Source organism: Pseudomonas sp. GW101-3H06 (assembly GCF_059424605.1).
The window spans coordinates 2,450,573-2,468,062 of record NZ_JBWKZO010000001.1; the positions used below are offsets into that span (position 1 = coordinate 2,450,573).

Here is a 17,490-nt window from a genome sequence, read left to right on the forward strand (position 1 = left end):
CCCCGGGCGTTGGAGAGCAAGTCATGGACCGTCTATCCCTTGTCGTCGATGCTGTGTCGCTGGAGTGTGTACCCCCACGTTTTTCCAGTGAGCAATTGGCCCGGGCACGTTCTCTGGCCGCTACATCCGGCGAGCGGATTCTGGATGCCCTTGGGGCGTTGTGCGAACTGGCTCCCATGCCTTTCATCCAGTGCCTGGGCGCGACCCTGCATTACCCGGTGCTCGACACCGACAGCCTGTTTCAAGCCACCCCGGTGTTCGACCGGGTCACCCTGGCCCAATGCCTCAAGCGCGAATTCACCTTGCTGCGTCACGACGAGCAGGTCATCGGCGTGTTTGCCGACCCCTTCGACACGGCTCGCCTGGCCTGGATCGACGATTGCCTGCACGGCGCGCCGCTGTATCTGGTGCACGCCGACGACCTCAAAGCCTACCTGGCGCGCCACGAAGAGAGTTTCCACGCCGTGGAATCGCTCAACGCCCAGGCCGACGCCAACGCCGAAATCGATAACCTGCAAAGCCTGTCGCTGACCAGCATCAGCGAAGACTCCAGCGTGGTGGTCAAACTGGTCAACTCGACGCTTTACGACGCGCTGAAAATGCACGCCAGCGATATTCACCTGGGCACCACCGGCAGCGGCCTGGTGATCAAGTACCGCATCGATGGCGTACTGAACAACATCAGCAAGATCCAGGGTAGCGAGTTCGCCGAGCAGGTGATTTCCCGGGTCAAGGTCATGGCCGAACTGGACATCGGTGAAAAACGCGTACCCCAGGACGGTCGCTTCAAGATCGGCATCAGCGGCCGGCAGATCGACTTCCGGGTGTCGATCATGCCAAGCATTTTTGGCGAAGACGCGGTGCTGCGGGTACTCGACAAACAGGACCTGGCCGACAAGGTATGCGGCGTGCAATTGCAGGCCTTGGGCTTCGAAGAGGAAACCCTGCGCCAACTGCGCCGGCTGGCCGCCGAACCCTACGGCATGGTGCTGGTCACCGGCCCCACCGGCAGCGGCAAGACCACCACGCTGTACGCGATGATCACCGAGATCAACCACGGCGTGGACAAGATCATCACCATTGAAGATCCGGTGGAATACCAACTGCCGGGCGTGCTGCAAATTCCGGTCAACGAGAAGAAAGGCCTTACCTTCGCCCGCGGCCTGCGTTCGATCCTGCGCCACGACCCGGACAAGATCATGGTCGGCGAAATCCGCGACCCCGATACCGCGCAAATCGCCGTGCAGTCGGCGCTCACCGGGCACCTGGTGTTCACCACCATCCACGCCAACAACGTGTTCGATGTGATCGGCCGCTTCACCCAGATGGAAATCGACCCTTACAGCCTGGTCAGCGCGCTCAACGCCGTGCTGGCCCAACGCTTGATTCGCCTGGTCTGCACCAGTTGCAGCACCTCGTACACGCCGGGCGAAGAAGAGCTGCAAGCCTCGGGGCTCGATCCGCAACAGGTCGCCCATTACCGCTTCGTCCATGGCAAGGGTTGCGGCCATTGCCGTGGCACCGGCTACCGCGGACGCAGTGCGATCGCCGAGTTGCTGCACCTGGACGACGAGCTGCGGCAAATGATCGTCGAGCGCCAACCCATTTCGAAAATCAAGGCCCACGCCTGCAAGCGGGGCTTGCGCCTGCTGCGCGAGTCGGCGCTGGAACTGGTGCAACAAGGCCGAACCACTCTCGAGGAGATCAATCGTGTCACTTTTATCTCGTGAGCGTTATGTCGCCGTGCTCGGCGCCAACAGTGTCGGCCTCGGCCAGCGGCAGGGCAATCAAACCCTGTGGCTGGGCAGCGTCGGCTATATCGATGAAGGTTTCCAGGCCTGGGCCGTGGCCCTGGAAACCCTTGACCGTCTGCTGGGCGAACATGCCCGCGCCGGTGCGCAGTTGACCGTGGTGATCTCCGGGCACTTCAGCCGTTTCTGCCTGGTGCCCTGGAGCGATCAGATCAGCACCCCCGACGAACTGCGCGGCTTTGCCCAGCTGTGCTTCGAAGATCTCTACGGGACGCCGAGCCAACCCTGGAGCCTGGTGCTCTCGGCCGAACCCGCCGGCTACGACCGTATCGCCACCGCGTTGCCGCAAGACCTGCTGGAGCGCCTGCGCACCCTGGTCAGCGGTCGTGGCCTGCGCCTGCGTTCGGTGCAGCCGTACCTGATGGCGGCGTTCAATCATTTCGATAAAAGTTTCGATGCCGGGGACTTCCTGTTCGTGGTCGCCGAACCGGTGCGTAGTGTGCTGCTGGTGGCCCGCGAAGGACGCTGGTCATCGGTGCGTTCGGTGGGCAGCAGCGACAGCGATGCCGCACTGACGGCGCTGATCGGTCGCGAAAGCCACTTGCAGGCCTCCACCAGCGAACGTCCTCTGAACATTTACCTGCACGCCCCGGCGCGCATCGATTCGCACCCTGACGTACCCGGTGTGCACCTGCGCACCCTCGAAGAGGACCGGACAGCCGTACACGATTGCCTGTACGTCATGTCCCGGGCGGTGGCCTGACATGCGCGCCCTGATGCTCGACTTTCAGCCACGCCGCCGCTCGACGCCCCTGGGCTGGAGCCTGCTGGCCGGGGGCGTGGTGCTGGCGCTGAGCTGCATCGCGATTCAGCAACACCTGAGCGGGGAGGCCGAACAACAGCAGGGTCACCTGCAGACCGCCCAACGCGTGCTCACGGGCGATACCGGGACCAAAGTCAGCCTGACCCCGGCGCAAACCCGCGAGCAGGCGCAGAACCTGGCGGAAATGCGCAAGGTCTCGCAGCAATTGCGCCGCCCCTGGGAACAGCTGTTCGCCACCCTCGAAGCCATGCCTCGGCAGAACGTTGCCTTGCTGACCCTGACCCCGGACGCCCGCAAGGGCCAGGTGCGGATCAGCGCCGAGGCCAAGGATCTGGACGCCATGCTCGATTTTCACAAGCGCCTCGAAGCCAGCGACGAGCTCTCCGATGTGTCGCTGCTGAGCCACGAAATCGTCGCCAACGTGCCGGAGCAACCGGTCCGGTTCAACCTGTCGGCTACCTGGGAGATCGGCGATGCAAATCCCTAGATTGATCGTCCACGAATACCTGCAACGCCTCGGCGTGCCTGGCCTGGCCGGACTGGCCTTGCTGGTTGTAGCACTGACCTGGGGCCTGGCCGGCCTGTTGCCGGATTGGCAGTCACTGCAAACCATCAGCCAGCAGACCCGCGAAGCCCACGAGTACCTGGCCAAGGTCGAAGACGGCACGGTCGCCCCTCCGGTGGTTCCGCAGCGCCAGCTCGATGATTTTCGCAGCAAGTTGCCATCGCAGCCCCAGGCGACCGTGGCCATCGACAAAATCTACGCACTGGCCGCCCAGGAACGCATCACCCTGGCTCGCGGTGAGTACTCGCTGGGCATCGATCCCAAGACGCACCTGGCCCGCTATCAGATTCTGCTGCCGGTGCGTGGCAGCTACCCGCAACTGCGGCGCTTTCTGCACGCCTTGCTCGGCCAGTTGCCGGCGGTGGTGGTGGAAGACGTGGAGTTCCAGCGCAAAAAGATCGCCGACACCGACCTCAATGGCCGGATCCGCATGACCCTTTACCTGTCGAGGTCATGATGAACAGCAAACGAGCAGTGGGTTGGGTGGCGTTCTTCGGCGTGGCCGCGGCGCTGACCTGGTTGCCCGAATACCTCATGCCGGCCGACGACAGCGACGTTGAAGCGGTCGCCGTGGCCGCGCCCGCCAAGGGCAAGGCCCATGGCGCGCTGCCGGCGGCGAAAGCCTCCGGTGCGCCCTCGGCAATCAAGGACCTGAGCCCGGCCGGCGATCTGTTTGCCGCCCGCAGCTGGAAAGCGGCGCCGACCCTGGCCAGCGTCACCGAACAACCCGTCAATGTAGCCCCGGTGGTGCAGGTCCCCACTGCACCGCCGATGCCTTTCCAGTTCATCGGCAGGATGGATGACCGCACCGACCTGCAAGTGTTTTTGCAAAACGGCGAGAAAATCTACGTCGTGCGTAAAGGGGATGTGATCGACGAAACATGGAAGATCGAGGGGATTTCCGACATGGAACTGAGCCTGGTCTATTTGCCTCTGCATTTGTCCCAGACCTTGTCTGTGGGGAGCGCGCAATGAACAATTCCCGTTTGCTGATCAGCCTTGGCTTCTGTGCCGGGCTGGCCGCCTGCAGTTCGGCACAGGTGGCCAAGGAAGAAGGCACTGACCTGATGGCGTCGGGTCAGTACGAAGCCGGCCTGGCCCGGATCGAGGAAGGGTTGCGGGAGAACCCTCGCGACACCGAACTGCACCTGGCGCTGACCAGCGGACGTGCCCGTGCGGTGACGGCGCTGCTGAGCCAGGCCGATATGGACCGTGCCCAGCGCGATTTCGCGTCGGCACGCCTGACCTACGGTCGGGTGCTGACCATCGAGCCGAACAACCGTCGCGCCCAGGACGCCATCCGCCAACTCGATCACATGCGCAGCCTCGATGAAAAACTCGAATTGGCCCGTGGCGACCTGCGTCGCGGCGACATCTACGGTGCCGACCGCCAGGTCAAACAGATCCTTGAACTGGACCCGAACAACGAAGGCGCCCTGGAACTGCAAAGCAGCATTCGCCTGGTGCAGAGCCGTAATGTCGTCCCGTACCCGCAACTGCGTACCCGCCTGGACAAACCGGTGACCCTGGAGTTTCGCGACGCCAACCTGAAGACCATCTTCGAAGTGTTGTCCCAGGTCGCCGGTCTGAACTTCATCTTCGACAAGGACCTGCGCCCGGACATGAAAGCCACCATCTTCGTGCGCGACGTGCGCATCGAGGACGCCGTGGAGCTGTTGCTCCAGCAAAATCAGCTGCACCAGAAAGTGGTGAACGAAAACACCTTGCTGATCTACCCGGATTCGCCGCAGAAGCTCAAGGATTATCAAGAGCTGGTGATGCGCACGTTCTACCTGACCAGCATCGATGCCAACACCGCCTTGAACATGGTCAAGACCATGCTCAAGACCCGCGACGTGTTTGTCGATGAGCGCCTCAATACCCTGACCATGCGCGACACCGGTGACGCCATCCGCATGGCGGAAAAACTCCTGCAATCGCAAGATCAGTCCAACCCCGAAGTGGTGCTGGAAGTGGAAGTGATGGAAGTTGCCACCCAGCGCATTCTCGACCTGGGCCTGCAATGGCCGAACACCTTCGGCGTGGTCAACAGCGACGGTTCGGCGGTGACCCTTCTTGATCAACTCAAGGGCATCAACTCCAGCCGGATCACCATCTCGCCATCGCCCCAGGCCAAGATCAACGCCCAGGACAACGACATCAACACCCTGGCCAGCCCGGTGATCCGCGTCAGCAACCGCGAACAGGCACGGATTCACATCGGTCAGCGCGTGCCGATCATCAGCGCCACCTCGGTGCCGTCGACCCAGGGACCGGTGATCACCGAAAGCGTGACATACCTGGATGTCGGTCTGAAACTGGAAGTGCAGCCGACCGTGCACCTGAACAACGAAGTGGCGATCAAGGTCGCGCTGGAGGTCAGCAACGCCACGCCGCTGGAGCCGACCCGCCAGGGCACGATTCCGGTGCAGGTCGACACCCGCAACGCCCAGACCACCCTGCGTCTGCATGATGGCGAAACCCAGATCCTCGCCGGCCTGATGCGCAACGACCATGGCGCCACCGGCAACAAGATCCCGGGTCTGGGTGATATCCCGGGCCTGGGCCGCCTGTTCGGCAGCAACAAGGACACGGTCGGCAAGTCGGAGCTGGTGCTGTCGATCACGCCGCGGGTGGTGCGCAACCTGCCGTACCAAAGCCCGTCGGACATGGAATTCACCACGGGCACCGAAACCAGCATGCACATCCAGGCGCCGGATCGCCGGATGGAGCCTTCGGCACAACCTGAGCCTTCGGTACAAACCAAGCCTTCGGTACAAACCAAGCCTTCGGTACAGCCCAAGTCCATCGGTCAGCCAGTCGCCACCCACGTGCAAGTCAGCGTCGGGAAGCCTTGATCATGAACGCCTCGCAACGCGGTTTTACCCTGATCGAAGTCGTGGTGACGCTGGCCCTGATCGGCCTGCTGGCCGGCATGGCCGCACCGCTGACCGAGACCGTGGTGCGCCGGGGCAAAGAGCAGCAGCTGCGCACCGCGCTGTACCAGATCCGCGATGCCATCGACGCCTACAAGCGTGCTTTCGACGCGGGCTATATCGAGAAGTCGCTGAACAGCAGCGGCTACCCGCCGAACCTGAAAGTGCTGGTTGATGGTGTGCGTGACGTGCGCAGTGCCAAGGGCGCCAAGTTCTACTTCCTGCGGCGCTTGCCCCATGACCCGCTGGCACCGGTCAAGCGTGACGACGAAGGCGGCTGGGGCCTGCGCTCCTATGACAGTACGGCTGAAAACCCACGGGATGGCGAGGACGTCTTCGACGTTTACTCCAAGGCCCGGGGCAAGGGTCTCAACGGCATCGCCTATCGGGAGTGGTGAGCTATGCGCCGGGAAAAGGGTTTTACCCTGCTGGAACTGATGGTGGTCATGGCAATCATCGCCACCCTGATGACCATCGCCTTGCCACGCTATTTCAACAGCCTGGAGGCCTCCAAAGAGACCACCTTGCGCCAGAGCCTGTCGGCGATGCGCGAAGCACTGGATCACTACTACGGCGACACCGGGCGCTATCCCGATTCGCTGGAACAACTGATCGAGCAGCGTTACCTGCGTAACCCGCCGATGGACCCGATTGCCGAGCGCAAGGACACCTGGGTCCTGGTGGCACCGCCCGAAGGCGTGGCTGGCGGGGTGGCCGATATCAAGAGTGGTGCCCAAGGGAGGGCGCGTGATGGCAGCCTTTATTCCGAGTGGTAAGCCGGGTGCAGAAGACGGCTTCACCTACCTGGGTGTGCTGTTTCTGATCATGGTGATGGGCATGGGCCTGGCCAGTGCCGGCGAGTTGTGGGCCACGGCCGCCAAGCGTGACCGCGAACGCCAGTTGCTGTGGGTCGGCACCCAATATGCCCAGGCATTGCGCAGCTACTACCGCAGCTCGCCGGGCCTGGCCCAGTACCCGAAAGAGCTCGCTGACCTGCTGCAGGACGAGCGTTTTCCCAACGCCAAACATCACATCCGCCAGCTGTACCCGGACCCGATCGGCGGCGGCGAATGGTTCCTGATGCGTGGCTTCGACGGACGCATCACCGGCATCAGCAGCCCGTCCACGGACAAGCCGCTGAAGCAGGCGGATTTCCCCACTCAGTGGTCGGATTTCAACGGCATGGCCAGCTACAAGGACTGGCAGTTTGTTGCCGAGAAGGCCTTTCTCGACGGTGCCTCGGGACCGGTGAAAGGTCAGTCCACCGCACCTCAGGCGTTGCAGCCATGAACCGTTTCTGCCTGGCATTGATCCTGGTGTTGAGCACCTCCGTGGCCTCGGCTGCCGAGGAGGACGAAATGATGGGTTTCATCATCGACGACACGATCTCGCACATCGGCCACGACTTTTACTACTCATTCAGTGAACGCCTGCGCGCCACCAGCCCGATGGATTTCAACCTGGTGGTACGCGAACGACCTTCGGCTCGCTGGGGCAGCCTGGTGACCGTGGAATATCAACAACGTTTGGTTTATCGGCGATTCCTGCCGCCGAACACCGTGGAGCTCAAGGACGAGGCCTATGACGCCGCCGACTGGGTACGCGGGCAGATTGTCCAGCGCAAGCTGGAAGCCTTGTTGCAGGACACCACGGACCTTGAGAGGGACGAATTATGAAAACGAAAACGTTTTTACAGCGCACCGGATGCTGCTTGCTCGGCCTCGGCGGTTGCGGGCTGGTCCACGCGACGGAACTGGTCTACACGCCCATCAATCCCTCGTTTGGCGGTAACCCGTTGAACGGCACCTGGCTGCTCAACAACGCCCAGGCGCAGAACGACTACGACGACCCTGATCTGAAAGACCGCGCCTCGTTGACCGGCACTTCGGCCCTGGAGCGGTTCAGCAGTCAGTTGCAATCACGCTTGCTGGGGCAATTGCTGGACAACATCTCCACCGGCAACACGGGGAGCCTGTCCACCGACGCGTTCATCGTCAACGTCGTTGATGACTCGGGGGCACTGACGATTGTCGTGACCGACCGAGCGACCGGCGAAGTTTCGGAAATCCAGGTGAATGGCCTGGCCCCTTGAAGGGGCATTGGGTCAACGGGGAGTTAAGGACATGAAAAAAATAATTGCGCTAGGGCTGATGTTGGCGACATTACAAGGGTGCAGTTTGCGCGAGCCGTTGCCGGCGGAGCAGGACAGCAAAATCCCGACGCTGACCCCCAGGGCCTCGACCTACTACGATCTGCTCAACATGCCACGACCCAAGGGCCGGTTGATGGCGGTGGTGTACGGCTTCCGTGACCAGACCGGACAGTACAAACCGACCCCGGCCAGCTCGTTTTCCACCAGTGTCACCCAGGGCGCGGCGAGCATGCTGATGGACGCCATGCAGGCCAGCGGCTGGTTCGTGGTGCTGGAGCGCGAAGGGCTGCAGAACCTGCTGACCGAGCGCAAGATCATCCGTGCCTCGCAGAAAAAACCCAATACGCCGGTGAACATCCAGTCTGAACTGCCACCACTGCAAGCGGCGAACATGATGCTCGAAGGCGGGATCATCGCCTACGACACCAACGTCAAGAGCGGCGGGGAAGGGGCACGCTATCTGGGCATCGATATCGCCCGGGAGTATCGCGTAGACCAGGTCACGATCAACCTGCGGGCCGTGGATGTCCGCAGCGGGCAGGTGCTGGCCAACGTGATGACCAGCAAGACCATCTACTCCGTGGCCCGTAGCGCCGGGGTGTTCAAGTTCATCGAGTTCAAGAAACTGCTTGAGGCCGAGGTCGGCTACACCACCAACGAACCGGCGCAGTTGTGTGTGCTGTCGGCGATCGAAGCGGCGGTGGGGCATCTTCTGGCTCAGGGGATTGAGCGGCGGTTGTGGCAGGTGGCCGGGGATAACACGCCTGACAGCTCGGCGACCCTGGATCGGTACCTGACGCAGAACAAGGTGATGCCGGAGGGTGAAGAACAGTGAACGAGGCGGCCTTCGGGCCGACCTGATCGGGGTGGTACGCGTGCTTTCTGTAGGAGCTGAGCTTGCTCGCGAAGGCGGCCTGACAGCCGACCTAAATGATATTGACTCAGTACATATCCATTCCTGCGATAACGGCCACTTAGGGTTCCGCTCTTACAGCGGGTCACTTGGAGAAGCGCCAAGTAACCAAGCGCTCTTGCCCCTGTCGTTCGGTGCCTCGCTGTGGCTCGGCATGCCCTCGCTCCGGTCCTGCTCCGTGGGGCCCGCCGCGATCGGCCATCCTTGGCCGTGCGCGGCTACCTCGGCATCCATGCCGAGGTGCCCACTGCGCAGAACCGGAACGAAGCCTCTCGAGGGGGCGGACACCGCGAAAAGCCAAAGCGAGGCGGCCTGCGAGCCGACCTGACTTTCACGGTTGTACCCGGTTCAACTGTGGGAGCGAGCCTGCTCGCGAAGACGGCCTGACAGCCGACCTGGCTTTGGCAGATGTGCTCATTCCCCTGGAGCGAGGCTTGCCCGCGAAGGCGGCCTGACAACCGGCCTGAATGCTGTTGACCGAGTACGTATCCATTCCTGCGGTAACGGCCACTATGGGTTCCGCCCTTACGGCGGGTCACTTGGAGAAGCGCCAAGTAACCAAGCGCTCTTGCCCCTGTCGTTCGGCCCTTCGCCTAGGCTCAGGGTGCCCTCGCTCCGGTCCTGCTCCGTGGGCCCGCCGCGATCGGCCATCCATGGCCGTGCGCGGCTAACCCGGCATCCATGCCGGGTTGCCCACTGCGCAGAACCGGAACGAAGCCTCTCGAGGGGGCGGACACCGCGAAAAGCCAAAGCGAGGCGGCCTTCGGGCCGACCTGATTTTGGCAGTTGCCCACGGTCCCATGTGGGAGCTGGCTTGCCAGCGAGGCGGCCTGCGAGCCGACCTGGCTTTCGCGGATGCACCCAATTCAACTGTGGGAGCGAGCCTGCTCGCGAAGGCGGCGGGACAAGCAGCCATGTCATTTCGAACCTGCAAAAAAAACCGCGACCCTCTCCCCAAGGGCCGCGGTTTTTTCATGCCCCGCGATTACTGCTGCAACACAGTCGCCTGGTTGGCCGAACCCATCTGTTGAATGGTCGCGGTCTGGGTCATGCCGCTCTGGTCGACACTGGCGATGTTGCCGGTGCCGCCCTGGGTCACATACGCCACGTTCATGATGTCGGCCTGTTTGACGGTGATCATGTTGTCGTCGCCGTACAGCTGGGTGGTGAACGCCTGGTTGCCGGTGCCTTCCTGGTTGAACTCGGTGCTGTTGCCGGTGCCGTTGGTGATGCCCTGGGCCAGGTTGGTGGTGCCGCGCTGGTCGGAAATCAGGATGTTGTCGGTGCCGTTCTGGTCGAAGTACAGCTCGTTGTAGGCACTGGCCTGGCTGACTGTGGTTTTGTTGCCGGTGCCGGTCTGGTTGGTTGTCATGATGTGGCCGATGCCGTCCTGTTGGAAGCTGGCGATGTTGCCGTTGCCGGTCTGGTTGACGGTGGCGCGCTGGCTGCTGCCGAACTGGCCGCCCAGTTGCGGGCCTTTCCAGTTGCTGGCGTAGACCTTGTTGTCGTTACCCACCGAGTTGGTGTTGAGCACGTGACTGTCGCCGCTCTGGTAGGTGAAGTGCACGTTGCCGGTGCCTTCTTGATAAATCCCGAGTGTGGAGCCGACGGACTCGAACTGGTCGGCGTAAACGGCATTCAGGTCGCCGACTTGCAGCACGTTGGCCACGTTGTTTTCGCCGAAGCTCTGGTCGACGATGGTTTCGTTGGTCTGGCCGTACTGGTTGATGGTGGCCTGACTGTTGAGCTGGGTGTCTTGCCAGACTTCGGTGCCGTTGCCGTCGCCGTACTGGTTGATGGTCAGGGTGCCACCCTCGCCATAACGCTGGTCGCCATAGGCATAGTTGGTGCTGCCGGCCTGGTTGATGTCGATCTGGCCGGCCATGTGGCCGATTTGTTCGGCGGTGGCGTAGTTGGTGGTGCCGTACTGGATGATCACCGCGTTGTTGGCCATGCCCGGCTGGATCTGCTCGATGTTGGCTTCGTTGCCGTCACCGAACTGGTAGGTCTGGCCGGAAGTGCCGTCCTGACTGTCCTGGTACACGAAGGAGAAGTTGCCGTTGCCGGTTTGCTGTTGCACGGCCTCGCTGGCACCCAGACCGATGGACTGGCTGGCGTGGGCGATGTTGAAGGTGCCGGTCTGGTCCTGGGTGATGGTGCTGTTGTCTTCGTACAGTTGCTCGGCGTAGCCGGCGTTGTAGTCGCCGACCTGGGTCTGGGTAATGGTGCTGGTGGCCGTATCCTGCACGGCGGCCGCATCGTTGCCCGCACCCAGTTGCTGTTGGGTGGCCGTACTGAACGGCGCGCTGCTTTGCTTCACATCAGCAATGTTGGCGTCGCCGAGCTGGTTTTGGGTGGACACGCTGTCGTCGGCCAACGCCTGGGCACTGACAATGACCAGAATGGCGGCGGTAAGGGGCGTCAGTTTGAACATGATGGAACCTCCAAGTGGTGCAGTGCTTTAGCGATATTGAGTGACCGATACGCTCATTCCATTGCCTGCCTGGGTCACAGCGCTTTGCTGCCCCGTGCCGGCCTGGACGATGTTGGCGTCGTTGTTGTTGCCGTTCTGGGAAATCTGCGCGCGGTTGTGGCTGCCCGTCTGGGTGATCGACGCGGCGTTGCCGGAACCTTGCTGGTTGATCAAGGCCATCAGGTCGCTGCCTTGCTGCAGGATGTAAGCTTCCTGATTGCTGCCCGACTGCACGATCTGGCCGAGCAGCGACTGACCGTTCTGTTGCAACAGGGCGATGTTGGCCTGGCCGTTCTGGTCGATCAGTGCGTGCTGGCCCACTGGAGGGGGCAGCTCGCCGAGATCGGCGGCGGGCGCCAGGTCGTCGTTCTCCATCAAATCGTCGGCGTGCACGCCAGCACTGCTGCAAAGCAGAAGCAGGCAGAGCAGGGCGGCGGTCGGCGTTTTCATGGTGTTGTCCTTTTGAGAAGAGAACGGCCCCATCCACTCACCGAGTGAATGGGGCCCGGACTCAGTTCGAGATCACCTGCACCGTGCGCACGGTGCCTTGGGACGAGGTGATGGTGGCGGTCGGGTTCGCCGACGGAACCACCGTGGTGCTGTTGCTCACTGTCAGCCTCCAGCGTCCGGTCAACGGCACCGCAGTGCTACCCAGGGTTACCAGTCCGGTCGGGGTGGTCACCTGGACGGTGATGGTGTTGCCGGTAGTCACCGATGAGGTGCCGGTGAAGTCCCAGTTGAAGCGGTTGTTGGAACGGGCCGTCACCGTGGCTGCGGTCACCGCGAAGGTTTCCGCGGCAGGCCGTGGCGAGACTTGCACCGTGACCGTGGCCGGCGACGTCGACACAGCACCGAAGCTGTCCCGGGCGAAGTAGTTAAAGGTCGTGGTGAAAGCCGAGGTGACCGTGGCCGGCGGGTTGTAGGTCAGGACCGTGCCGTTGCTGGTGACGCTGCCACGACCTGCTTGCGGTTGAGTGAAACTGTCGATGGCGAGCGGCACGTTGCCTTCCGGATCGCTGTCGTTGCCCAGCACGTTGATCGGTACCGACACACCCAAAGTCGCGATGCTGTCGGCGACGACCACTGGAGGCTGGTTAGGCGCCACGGTGATGGTTACGGTCGCCGCAGTGGTCGAAGCCAGCCCTTTGACGTCTTGCGCCTTGTAGGTGAAGGTCGTGGTCAGCGGAGCGTTGACCACCGCTGGCGGTGTGTAGACGACGGCGGTCGATCCGTTGAGCGCCACGGTGCCCTGGCCGGTGGCCGGTTGGGTCAGCGCGGTGATGCTCAGCGGTGTGTCGTTGTCTGGGTCGCTGTCGTTGGTCAGCAGGTTGAGTGTGATCGGCACGCCGAAGCTGGTGCTGCCGCTGTCCGCGAGGGCGATCGGTGCCTGGTTTTCACCGGTATCCGGTGCCGAGCCGACGACAACGACTGGCTCGGTGTCACTGCCGCCAGAGGCGGATTTGATCGTGACGGTGGCCGGTGGCTGTTGCAGATCGGCGACGGTCAGGCGCTGCAAGGTGCCGGATTTCGTCAGGCGTCCGAATCCCTGGGCAACCATGTCCGGTACCACCACTTCGTCAGACGAGGTGGCTTCGATCAGCAGGCTGCGATTGTCCCAGCTGTAGCGCGCGGTCTGGACTTTCACCACGTCGGTGACTTTGCTCGACACCGCCGTCGGCCGGGTCGTACCACTCGGGTCGGTCGCGGTGACCACCACCAGTGGAGGAACGGTGGTGCCCGTCAGGCGATGGCCGAAGAACTGGCCGTTGCTGCCGAGCATGTTGGTCAGGCACGGCGTCAACGGTGGTCCGGGGACCAGGGCCACGGTTTCGCGGAAGCACAGGCTGGAACTGTTGGCCGATTTGCCGAAGACCTCCACCCGGGTATCTGAAGAGGTACGACGGTAAGTGGCGCGGCCGATTTCCACCGGGGTTTGCGCACGGTTGTCGAGGACTTTGCCAGACACGGTAAAGAGGTTGGTCTGGATGGTCCCGGCCGGACCCTGGACCCGCAGGAAGTTGGTATTGAACGGACTGCCGGTGACCGCTTCGCTAAGGTTCGGGTCACCGATGAAAGTATCGATGGCGCCGGTGTCCGGGTTCACTTCGGTGTAGGGACCGTTGACGCTGCGCAGGAATGGCCCGACTTCCCCATTCAGGGCGCCGGAGAAGTTACCCGGTGCGCCGATGCCGATGTCGCGGGTGATGTTGATCGCCCGACGACCCGGGGTGGTGACGTTGACCGTTTCCACGCCGTAGGGGTGGGTGATGGTGTAAACCCCGGCGATAGGGATGTTTATCCGCAGACGAATCCGCGCAAAGCTGGCCTGGTCTCCGTCGATCGGGTTTTCGGAGGCGAATGCCGCTTCGATCCCGGCCACGTAGGCATCCACGCCATAGCCGCCGACATCGTTGATGGTGGTCTCGGCGAGGTACCAGAACGTTTCCGGTGGCCAGTTATCCGGGAACACCATCGGCTGGGTGTCATCGTAAACCCCGGGTTCCGGGTTCAGGATACACATGTAGGCGGGTGCGCCGGGCGCACCCGGCGACCGCGAGCTGGTCGCCCGCGACTGGCACAGCTCCAGCTTCAACAGATTGTTGTCCTGATACCACATGGGGAATTTCCCCGTGGCGTAGGTGTAAGGGCCGGGGTCGACGGCAGCCAGTTGCGCGAATGCACTGCCGGACAGCGATAGAGTCAGTCCCAGGGCGTTGAGCGCCAGGCGTGGCAATTTGTTCATGATGCCTCCTGATGAGGATCTGGACCTATGTGCGTTCATTGCACGATGACCACTTCTTCGGTATCGCTGCCGCCATTGGATGACGTCACCCGAACCTTGGCCGGTGGAATCGGCGAGATGCCGGTCGACAGGGACTTCACCGCGCCATCGCCACTGAGCGAGCCGATGGCGACACCGGTACCGGTGGTGGCGGTGAGGACCGGTGGCGATGTTTCATCGCTGGTCGACGCCACGATGGTGATCTGGCCGCTGTTGAGGCTGTATTGGGCCTGCGAGATCACCACCAGATCGGTCAATGGCATGGACAGGGTCGTGGGCGTGCTGGTGGGAATGGCCAGGTGGTTGTCGGCCGTCACCACCAGATTGCTCGGCAACGTCGGGTTGGTGGCGGATTGGGCGTACCAGTGGCCGGTGGAGTCGGCCTCGGTCAGGTTCAGCACCGGGCTATTGCTGTCCAGGGTCACGGTGGCCGGTGGCGGTGGCGCCATCACGAACACATCCTGCTGCGCCACCGCAGCGCTTTCCCCGGCTTTACGCGAATAAGTGCTGCGCTCGGTGATCATGGGAGTGGGGCGGACCACCGTCGACAACTTGCCGGAAATGGTCATCACCGTCGTGCGCAAATCCAGTCCGTTAGGCCCTTCGATGCGGATGTAGTTGGTATTGAAAGGGCTGCCGGTGAAGGCCTCGGCCAGGTTCGGATCGCCGATGAATTGATCGGCTTGACCTGTGTCCGGGTTGGTCTCGGTGTAGGGGCCGTTGACGCTGCGCAGAAACGGGCCAATGTCGCTTCTGAGTGCGCCGTCGTAGGTTTTCGGCGAACCGATACCGATGTCGCGCGTCATGTTGATCGCGCGGTTTCCACCGGCCGGAACATCAAAGATGTCGACGCCGTAGGGGTGGGTGATGGTGTAGACCCCGGCGGTGGGCACGTCGACCCGAATACGGATACGGCCAAAACTGACCTGATCGCCTTCTTTGACCTCTTCCGCGGCGAAGGCAGCTTCGATGGCGCTGACAAATGTCAGGTCGATGCCCCGGGCCGCATCGACGATGGAACCTTCGCCGGTGAACCAGAACGTTTCATCGGGAAAGTTGCTCGGGAAAGCGATGGGTAGGGTGTCGTCGAAAACCCCGGGAGCCGGATTCAAAACGCACATGTAGGAAGGCGCGCCGGGAGCACCGGGAACCCTGGAACTGACAGCCTTTGATAAGCACAAGTCGAGGGTCCGACCGTGGGTATCCTGATACCAGGCAGCGAAACCACCTGTAGCCGGCTGATAAGGACCGGGGTCTACGGCAAACAACGCGGCCTGGGCAACGCCTTGAGCCAGTGCGGTCACAGCCACTGCGATCACGGTTTTGGACAGTAAAGGGTGCATGTGTATTCCCTCTATCAGAGTACCTGCCCCTTGGATATGGGTCAGTTGGGAGGGCTTCGGCAACTCCCATGCCAATTGGTGAAAACAGCGCTGAGAGGCCCGCTAAACGGGCGTTTTACAGACGGCCAGGCGCGGTTATCACAATGATGGCATCGGGCTTATTTCCCCAGGATTGGGGGTAGATGGGGATAACGGGACAAGGCGGGAAGGAGGCAGTCCTGAGTCGGGCAAACTGCCAGCAGTGGGCTATAACCCTATAGGGGGGTGTCCGAGAATAACGTCCATGACCACGCTGGCAAAAACACTCGAGTCCGACAAAGGCGACGTTCGTCTGAGCACGCGCAAACAGCCGTTCAATCTGCTGCGCTGGTTTTCGCTCATCAGTTTGGCGGTGATCGGCACGGTGGCAGTGGCGCTGGGTGCGGTGTCGACCAGGTTCGTGATTACCGAAAGCGTGCAGCGCGATGCATTGCTGACCTCGCAGTTCATTCAGGCGATTGCCTCGGCCGAGGTGCGCCATGTGGCGATTCCCAATGTGCGGACCATGGGCGAACTGCTCGACCCACGCAAGGATCGTGAATTTCCCGACGTCGACCCGATGGCCCGCGCCAATGCCCGTGGCGAATTTCTCGACCACATCGAACACCTGCCGGACGTGATCCTTGCCAACATTTATGCTCCCGACCGCATGGTGATCTGGTCGACCAACCCGGCGTTGATGGGCACCACGATCCATGCCGACGAGGACCTCGATGAGGCCTTCGCTTCAAAGACCCCGGTGTCGGCCAGTTACCATGACGTAGACAAGACGCGCATGGAACAGAAGTTCATCACGCCGCCGGAATACATCTTCATCGAGAACTACATTCCCCTGTTTGATGCCGATGGCAAGAACGTCACGGCAATGGTCGAGATCTACAAGGAACCCAAGGACCTGATCAGTCGCATGGAGCGCGGGCTGGTGCTGATCTGGCTGGCCACGGCCCTGGGCGGCGGCCTGATTTATTTCGGGCTGTACTGGATCGTGCGCCGCGCGGCGAACCTGCTGGCGACGCAACAAAAGCAGCTGATCACCAATGAAACCTTTGTTGCCTTGGGCGAGATGTCTTCGGCGGTGGCCCACAGCTTGCGCAATCCATTGGCGACCATTCGTTCAAGCGCCGAACTGGCGCTGGAGTTCGACAGTGGCGCGGCGCACAAGAACATCAGCGACATCATCGGGCAGGTCGATCGCATGTCGAAGTGGGTGCGGGAGTTGCTGCAGTCCTTGCGACCGATCAATGACGATGCCGAGCCGGTCAACCTGGTGGCGGCCTTGCATGACAGCCTCATGGCCTTCGAGCAACAGATCGCCAAGGCCCGGGTCAACGTGGTGTTCGAGCCCAAAGAGACACCCATGGTGATGAGTCAGCAGGTGCAGTTGACGCAGATCCTCAACAGCTTGCTGGCCAATGCGCTGGAGGCCATGGACGAAGGCGGGACGCTGGCCATCACCCTGGAGCCGACCGATGCCCGCGGCGTGTGCGCGGTGGTCAGCGACACCGGCAAAGGCATGAGCGAAGAACAACGAAAAATGGCGTTCCGCCCCTTTTTTACCACCAAGCAGGGCGGGCTGGGTGTCGGGCTGGTCCTGGTCAAACGGATCATGGAGCGTTTTGGCGGCGCTGTGACCCTCGACAGTCGAGAAGGAGAGGGCACCCGTGTTCGTTTGTCGTTCAGGTTGGTCTCTTGAGTGGCTGGGAGGGTGTACCC

At 62.2% G+C, this 17,490-nt stretch carries 17 protein-coding genes; 13 read left to right on the forward strand and 4 right to left on the reverse strand.

What is annotated here, in order from left to right; translation table 11 throughout:
* The first annotated feature begins 23 nt into the window (after positions 1-23).
* The 12 genes from AC07ZE_RS11210 to AC07ZE_RS11265 are packed head-to-tail and all read left to right on the forward strand — an operon-like array spanning position 24 to position 9,062.
* Positions 24-1,730: a GspE/PulE family protein gene (locus tag AC07ZE_RS11210; RefSeq protein ID WP_207264361.1), complete on the forward strand. Its 1,707-nt coding sequence runs from the start codon at positions 24-26 to the stop codon at positions 1,728-1,730.
* Complete coding sequence (locus AC07ZE_RS11215) at positions 1,711-2,514, forward strand: hypothetical protein (RefSeq protein ID WP_207264363.1); 804 nt, start codon at positions 1,711-1,713, stop codon at positions 2,512-2,514. Before AC07ZE_RS11210 ends, AC07ZE_RS11215 begins: the two co-directional genes overlap by 20 nt.
* A gap of 1 nt (position 2,515) precedes the next feature.
* Positions 2,516-3,061, forward strand: a complete 546-nt coding sequence (locus tag AC07ZE_RS11220) for a PilN domain-containing protein (protein WP_207264365.1) — start codon at positions 2,516-2,518, stop codon at positions 3,059-3,061.
* Positions 3,048-3,596, forward strand: coding sequence for a GspMb/PilO family protein (locus tag AC07ZE_RS11225; protein ID WP_095193430.1), 549 nt, complete (start codon positions 3,048-3,050; stop codon positions 3,594-3,596). The genes AC07ZE_RS11220 and AC07ZE_RS11225 overlap by 14 nt, the downstream gene beginning before the upstream one ends.
* Positions 3,596-4,114, forward strand: coding sequence for a hypothetical protein (locus AC07ZE_RS11230; RefSeq protein WP_207264367.1), 519 nt, complete (start codon positions 3,596-3,598; stop codon positions 4,112-4,114). Before AC07ZE_RS11225 ends, AC07ZE_RS11230 begins: the two co-directional genes overlap by 1 nt.
* A complete protein-coding gene (locus AC07ZE_RS11235) occupies positions 4,111-5,997 on the forward strand; it encodes a secretin GspD/PilQ domain-containing protein (RefSeq protein WP_207264369.1) in 1,887 nt (628 codons plus the stop codon). Before AC07ZE_RS11230 ends, AC07ZE_RS11235 begins: the two co-directional genes overlap by 4 nt.
* A 2-nt stretch (positions 5,998-5,999) precedes the next feature.
* On the forward strand, positions 6,000-6,473 hold the full coding sequence (locus AC07ZE_RS11240; protein ID WP_207264371.1) for a type II secretion system protein: 474 nt from the start codon (positions 6,000-6,002) through the stop codon (positions 6,471-6,473).
* Between the two features lie 3 nt (positions 6,474-6,476).
* On the forward strand, positions 6,477-6,851 hold the full coding sequence (locus tag AC07ZE_RS11245) for a type II secretion system protein (protein WP_095193434.1): 375 nt from the start codon (positions 6,477-6,479) through the stop codon (positions 6,849-6,851).
* The gene (locus AC07ZE_RS11250; RefSeq protein WP_137808156.1) at positions 6,826-7,365 is read left to right on the forward strand and encodes a type II secretion system protein; all 540 of its coding nucleotides are present in this window, start codon (positions 6,826-6,828) and stop codon (positions 7,363-7,365) included. The genes AC07ZE_RS11245 and AC07ZE_RS11250 overlap by 26 nt, the downstream gene beginning before the upstream one ends.
* The gene (csgE, locus tag AC07ZE_RS11255; protein WP_095193436.1) at positions 7,362-7,751 is read left to right on the forward strand and encodes a curli production assembly/transport protein CsgE; all 390 of its coding nucleotides are present in this window, start codon (positions 7,362-7,364) and stop codon (positions 7,749-7,751) included. The genes AC07ZE_RS11250 and csgE overlap by 4 nt, the downstream gene beginning before the upstream one ends.
* Positions 7,748-8,167: a curli assembly protein CsgF gene (locus AC07ZE_RS11260; protein ID WP_207264373.1), complete on the forward strand. Its 420-nt coding sequence runs from the start codon at positions 7,748-7,750 to the stop codon at positions 8,165-8,167. Before csgE ends, AC07ZE_RS11260 begins: the two co-directional genes overlap by 4 nt.
* Before the next feature lie 31 nt (positions 8,168-8,198).
* On the forward strand, positions 8,199-9,062 hold the full coding sequence (locus AC07ZE_RS11265; RefSeq protein WP_207264375.1) for a CsgG/HfaB family protein: 864 nt from the start codon (positions 8,199-8,201) through the stop codon (positions 9,060-9,062).
* A 1,063-nt stretch (positions 9,063-10,125) separates the two neighbouring features.
* Here AC07ZE_RS11265 and AC07ZE_RS11270 read toward each other — a convergent pair.
* The 4 genes from AC07ZE_RS11270 to AC07ZE_RS11285 all read right to left on the reverse strand — a co-directional run bounded on the left by AC07ZE_RS11270 (position 10,126) and on the right by AC07ZE_RS11285 (position 15,738).
* Positions 10,126-11,574, reverse strand: coding sequence for a curlin (locus tag AC07ZE_RS11270; protein WP_207264377.1), 1,449 nt, complete (start codon positions 11,572-11,574; stop codon positions 10,126-10,128).
* 27 nt (positions 11,575-11,601) lie between these two features.
* Positions 11,602-12,063: a curlin gene (locus AC07ZE_RS11275; protein ID WP_207264379.1), complete on the reverse strand. Its 462-nt coding sequence runs from the start codon at positions 12,061-12,063 to the stop codon at positions 11,602-11,604.
* Between the two features lie 61 nt (positions 12,064-12,124).
* Positions 12,125-14,356, reverse strand: coding sequence for an Ig-like domain-containing protein (locus tag AC07ZE_RS11280; RefSeq protein ID WP_207264381.1), 2,232 nt, complete (start codon positions 14,354-14,356; stop codon positions 12,125-12,127).
* Between the two features lie 35 nt (positions 14,357-14,391).
* On the reverse strand, positions 14,392-15,738 hold the full coding sequence (locus AC07ZE_RS11285) for a hypothetical protein (RefSeq protein WP_207264383.1): 1,347 nt from the start codon (positions 15,736-15,738) through the stop codon (positions 14,392-14,394).
* Positions 15,739-16,021: 283 nt separating this feature from the next.
* Between AC07ZE_RS11285 and AC07ZE_RS11290 the strand changes: the two genes are divergently transcribed.
* A complete protein-coding gene (locus AC07ZE_RS11290) occupies positions 16,022-17,470 on the forward strand; it encodes an ATP-binding protein (RefSeq protein ID WP_207264385.1) in 1,449 nt (482 codons plus the stop codon).
* Positions 17,471-17,490: the final 20 nt, after the last annotated feature.

What these genes read in the sequence shown, in the direction of transcription:
- AC07ZE_RS11210 (WP_207264361.1), top strand. Translation starts at nt 24, where the DNA reads ATGGACCGTCTATCCCTTGTCGTCGATGCTGTGTCGCTGGAGTGTGTA.
- AC07ZE_RS11220 (WP_207264365.1), top strand. Translation starts at nt 2,516, where the DNA reads ATGCGCGCCCTGATGCTCGACTTTCAGCCACGCCGCCGCTCGACGCCC.
- AC07ZE_RS11225 (WP_095193430.1), top strand. Translation starts at nt 3,048, where the DNA reads ATGCAAATCCCTAGATTGATCGTCCACGAATACCTGCAACGCCTCGGC.
- AC07ZE_RS11230 (WP_207264367.1), top strand. Translation starts at nt 3,596, where the DNA reads ATGAACAGCAAACGAGCAGTGGGTTGGGTGGCGTTCTTCGGCGTGGCC.
- AC07ZE_RS11235 (WP_207264369.1), top strand. Translation starts at nt 4,111, where the DNA reads ATGAACAATTCCCGTTTGCTGATCAGCCTTGGCTTCTGTGCCGGGCTG.
- AC07ZE_RS11240 (WP_207264371.1), top strand. Translation starts at nt 6,000, where the DNA reads ATGAACGCCTCGCAACGCGGTTTTACCCTGATCGAAGTCGTGGTGACG.
- AC07ZE_RS11245 (WP_095193434.1), top strand. Translation starts at nt 6,477, where the DNA reads ATGCGCCGGGAAAAGGGTTTTACCCTGCTGGAACTGATGGTGGTCATG.
- AC07ZE_RS11250 (WP_137808156.1), top strand. Translation starts at nt 6,826, where the DNA reads ATGGCAGCCTTTATTCCGAGTGGTAAGCCGGGTGCAGAAGACGGCTTC.
- csgE (WP_095193436.1), top strand. Translation starts at nt 7,362, where the DNA reads ATGAACCGTTTCTGCCTGGCATTGATCCTGGTGTTGAGCACCTCCGTG.
- AC07ZE_RS11260 (WP_207264373.1), top strand. Translation starts at nt 7,748, where the DNA reads ATGAAAACGAAAACGTTTTTACAGCGCACCGGATGCTGCTTGCTCGGC.
- AC07ZE_RS11265 (WP_207264375.1), top strand. Translation starts at nt 8,199, where the DNA reads ATGAAAAAAATAATTGCGCTAGGGCTGATGTTGGCGACATTACAAGGG.
- AC07ZE_RS11270 (WP_207264377.1), bottom strand. Translation starts at nt 11,574, where the DNA reads ATGTTCAAACTGACGCCCCTTACCGCCGCCATTCTGGTCATTGTCAGT.
- AC07ZE_RS11275 (WP_207264379.1), bottom strand. Translation starts at nt 12,063, where the DNA reads ATGAAAACGCCGACCGCCGCCCTGCTCTGCCTGCTTCTGCTTTGCAGC.
- AC07ZE_RS11280 (WP_207264381.1), bottom strand. Translation starts at nt 14,356, where the DNA reads ATGAACAAATTGCCACGCCTGGCGCTCAACGCCCTGGGACTGACTCTA.
- AC07ZE_RS11285 (WP_207264383.1), bottom strand. Translation starts at nt 15,738, where the DNA reads ATGCACCCTTTACTGTCCAAAACCGTGATCGCAGTGGCTGTGACCGCA.
- AC07ZE_RS11290 (WP_207264385.1), top strand. Translation starts at nt 16,022, where the DNA reads ATGACCACGCTGGCAAAAACACTCGAGTCCGACAAAGGCGACGTTCGT.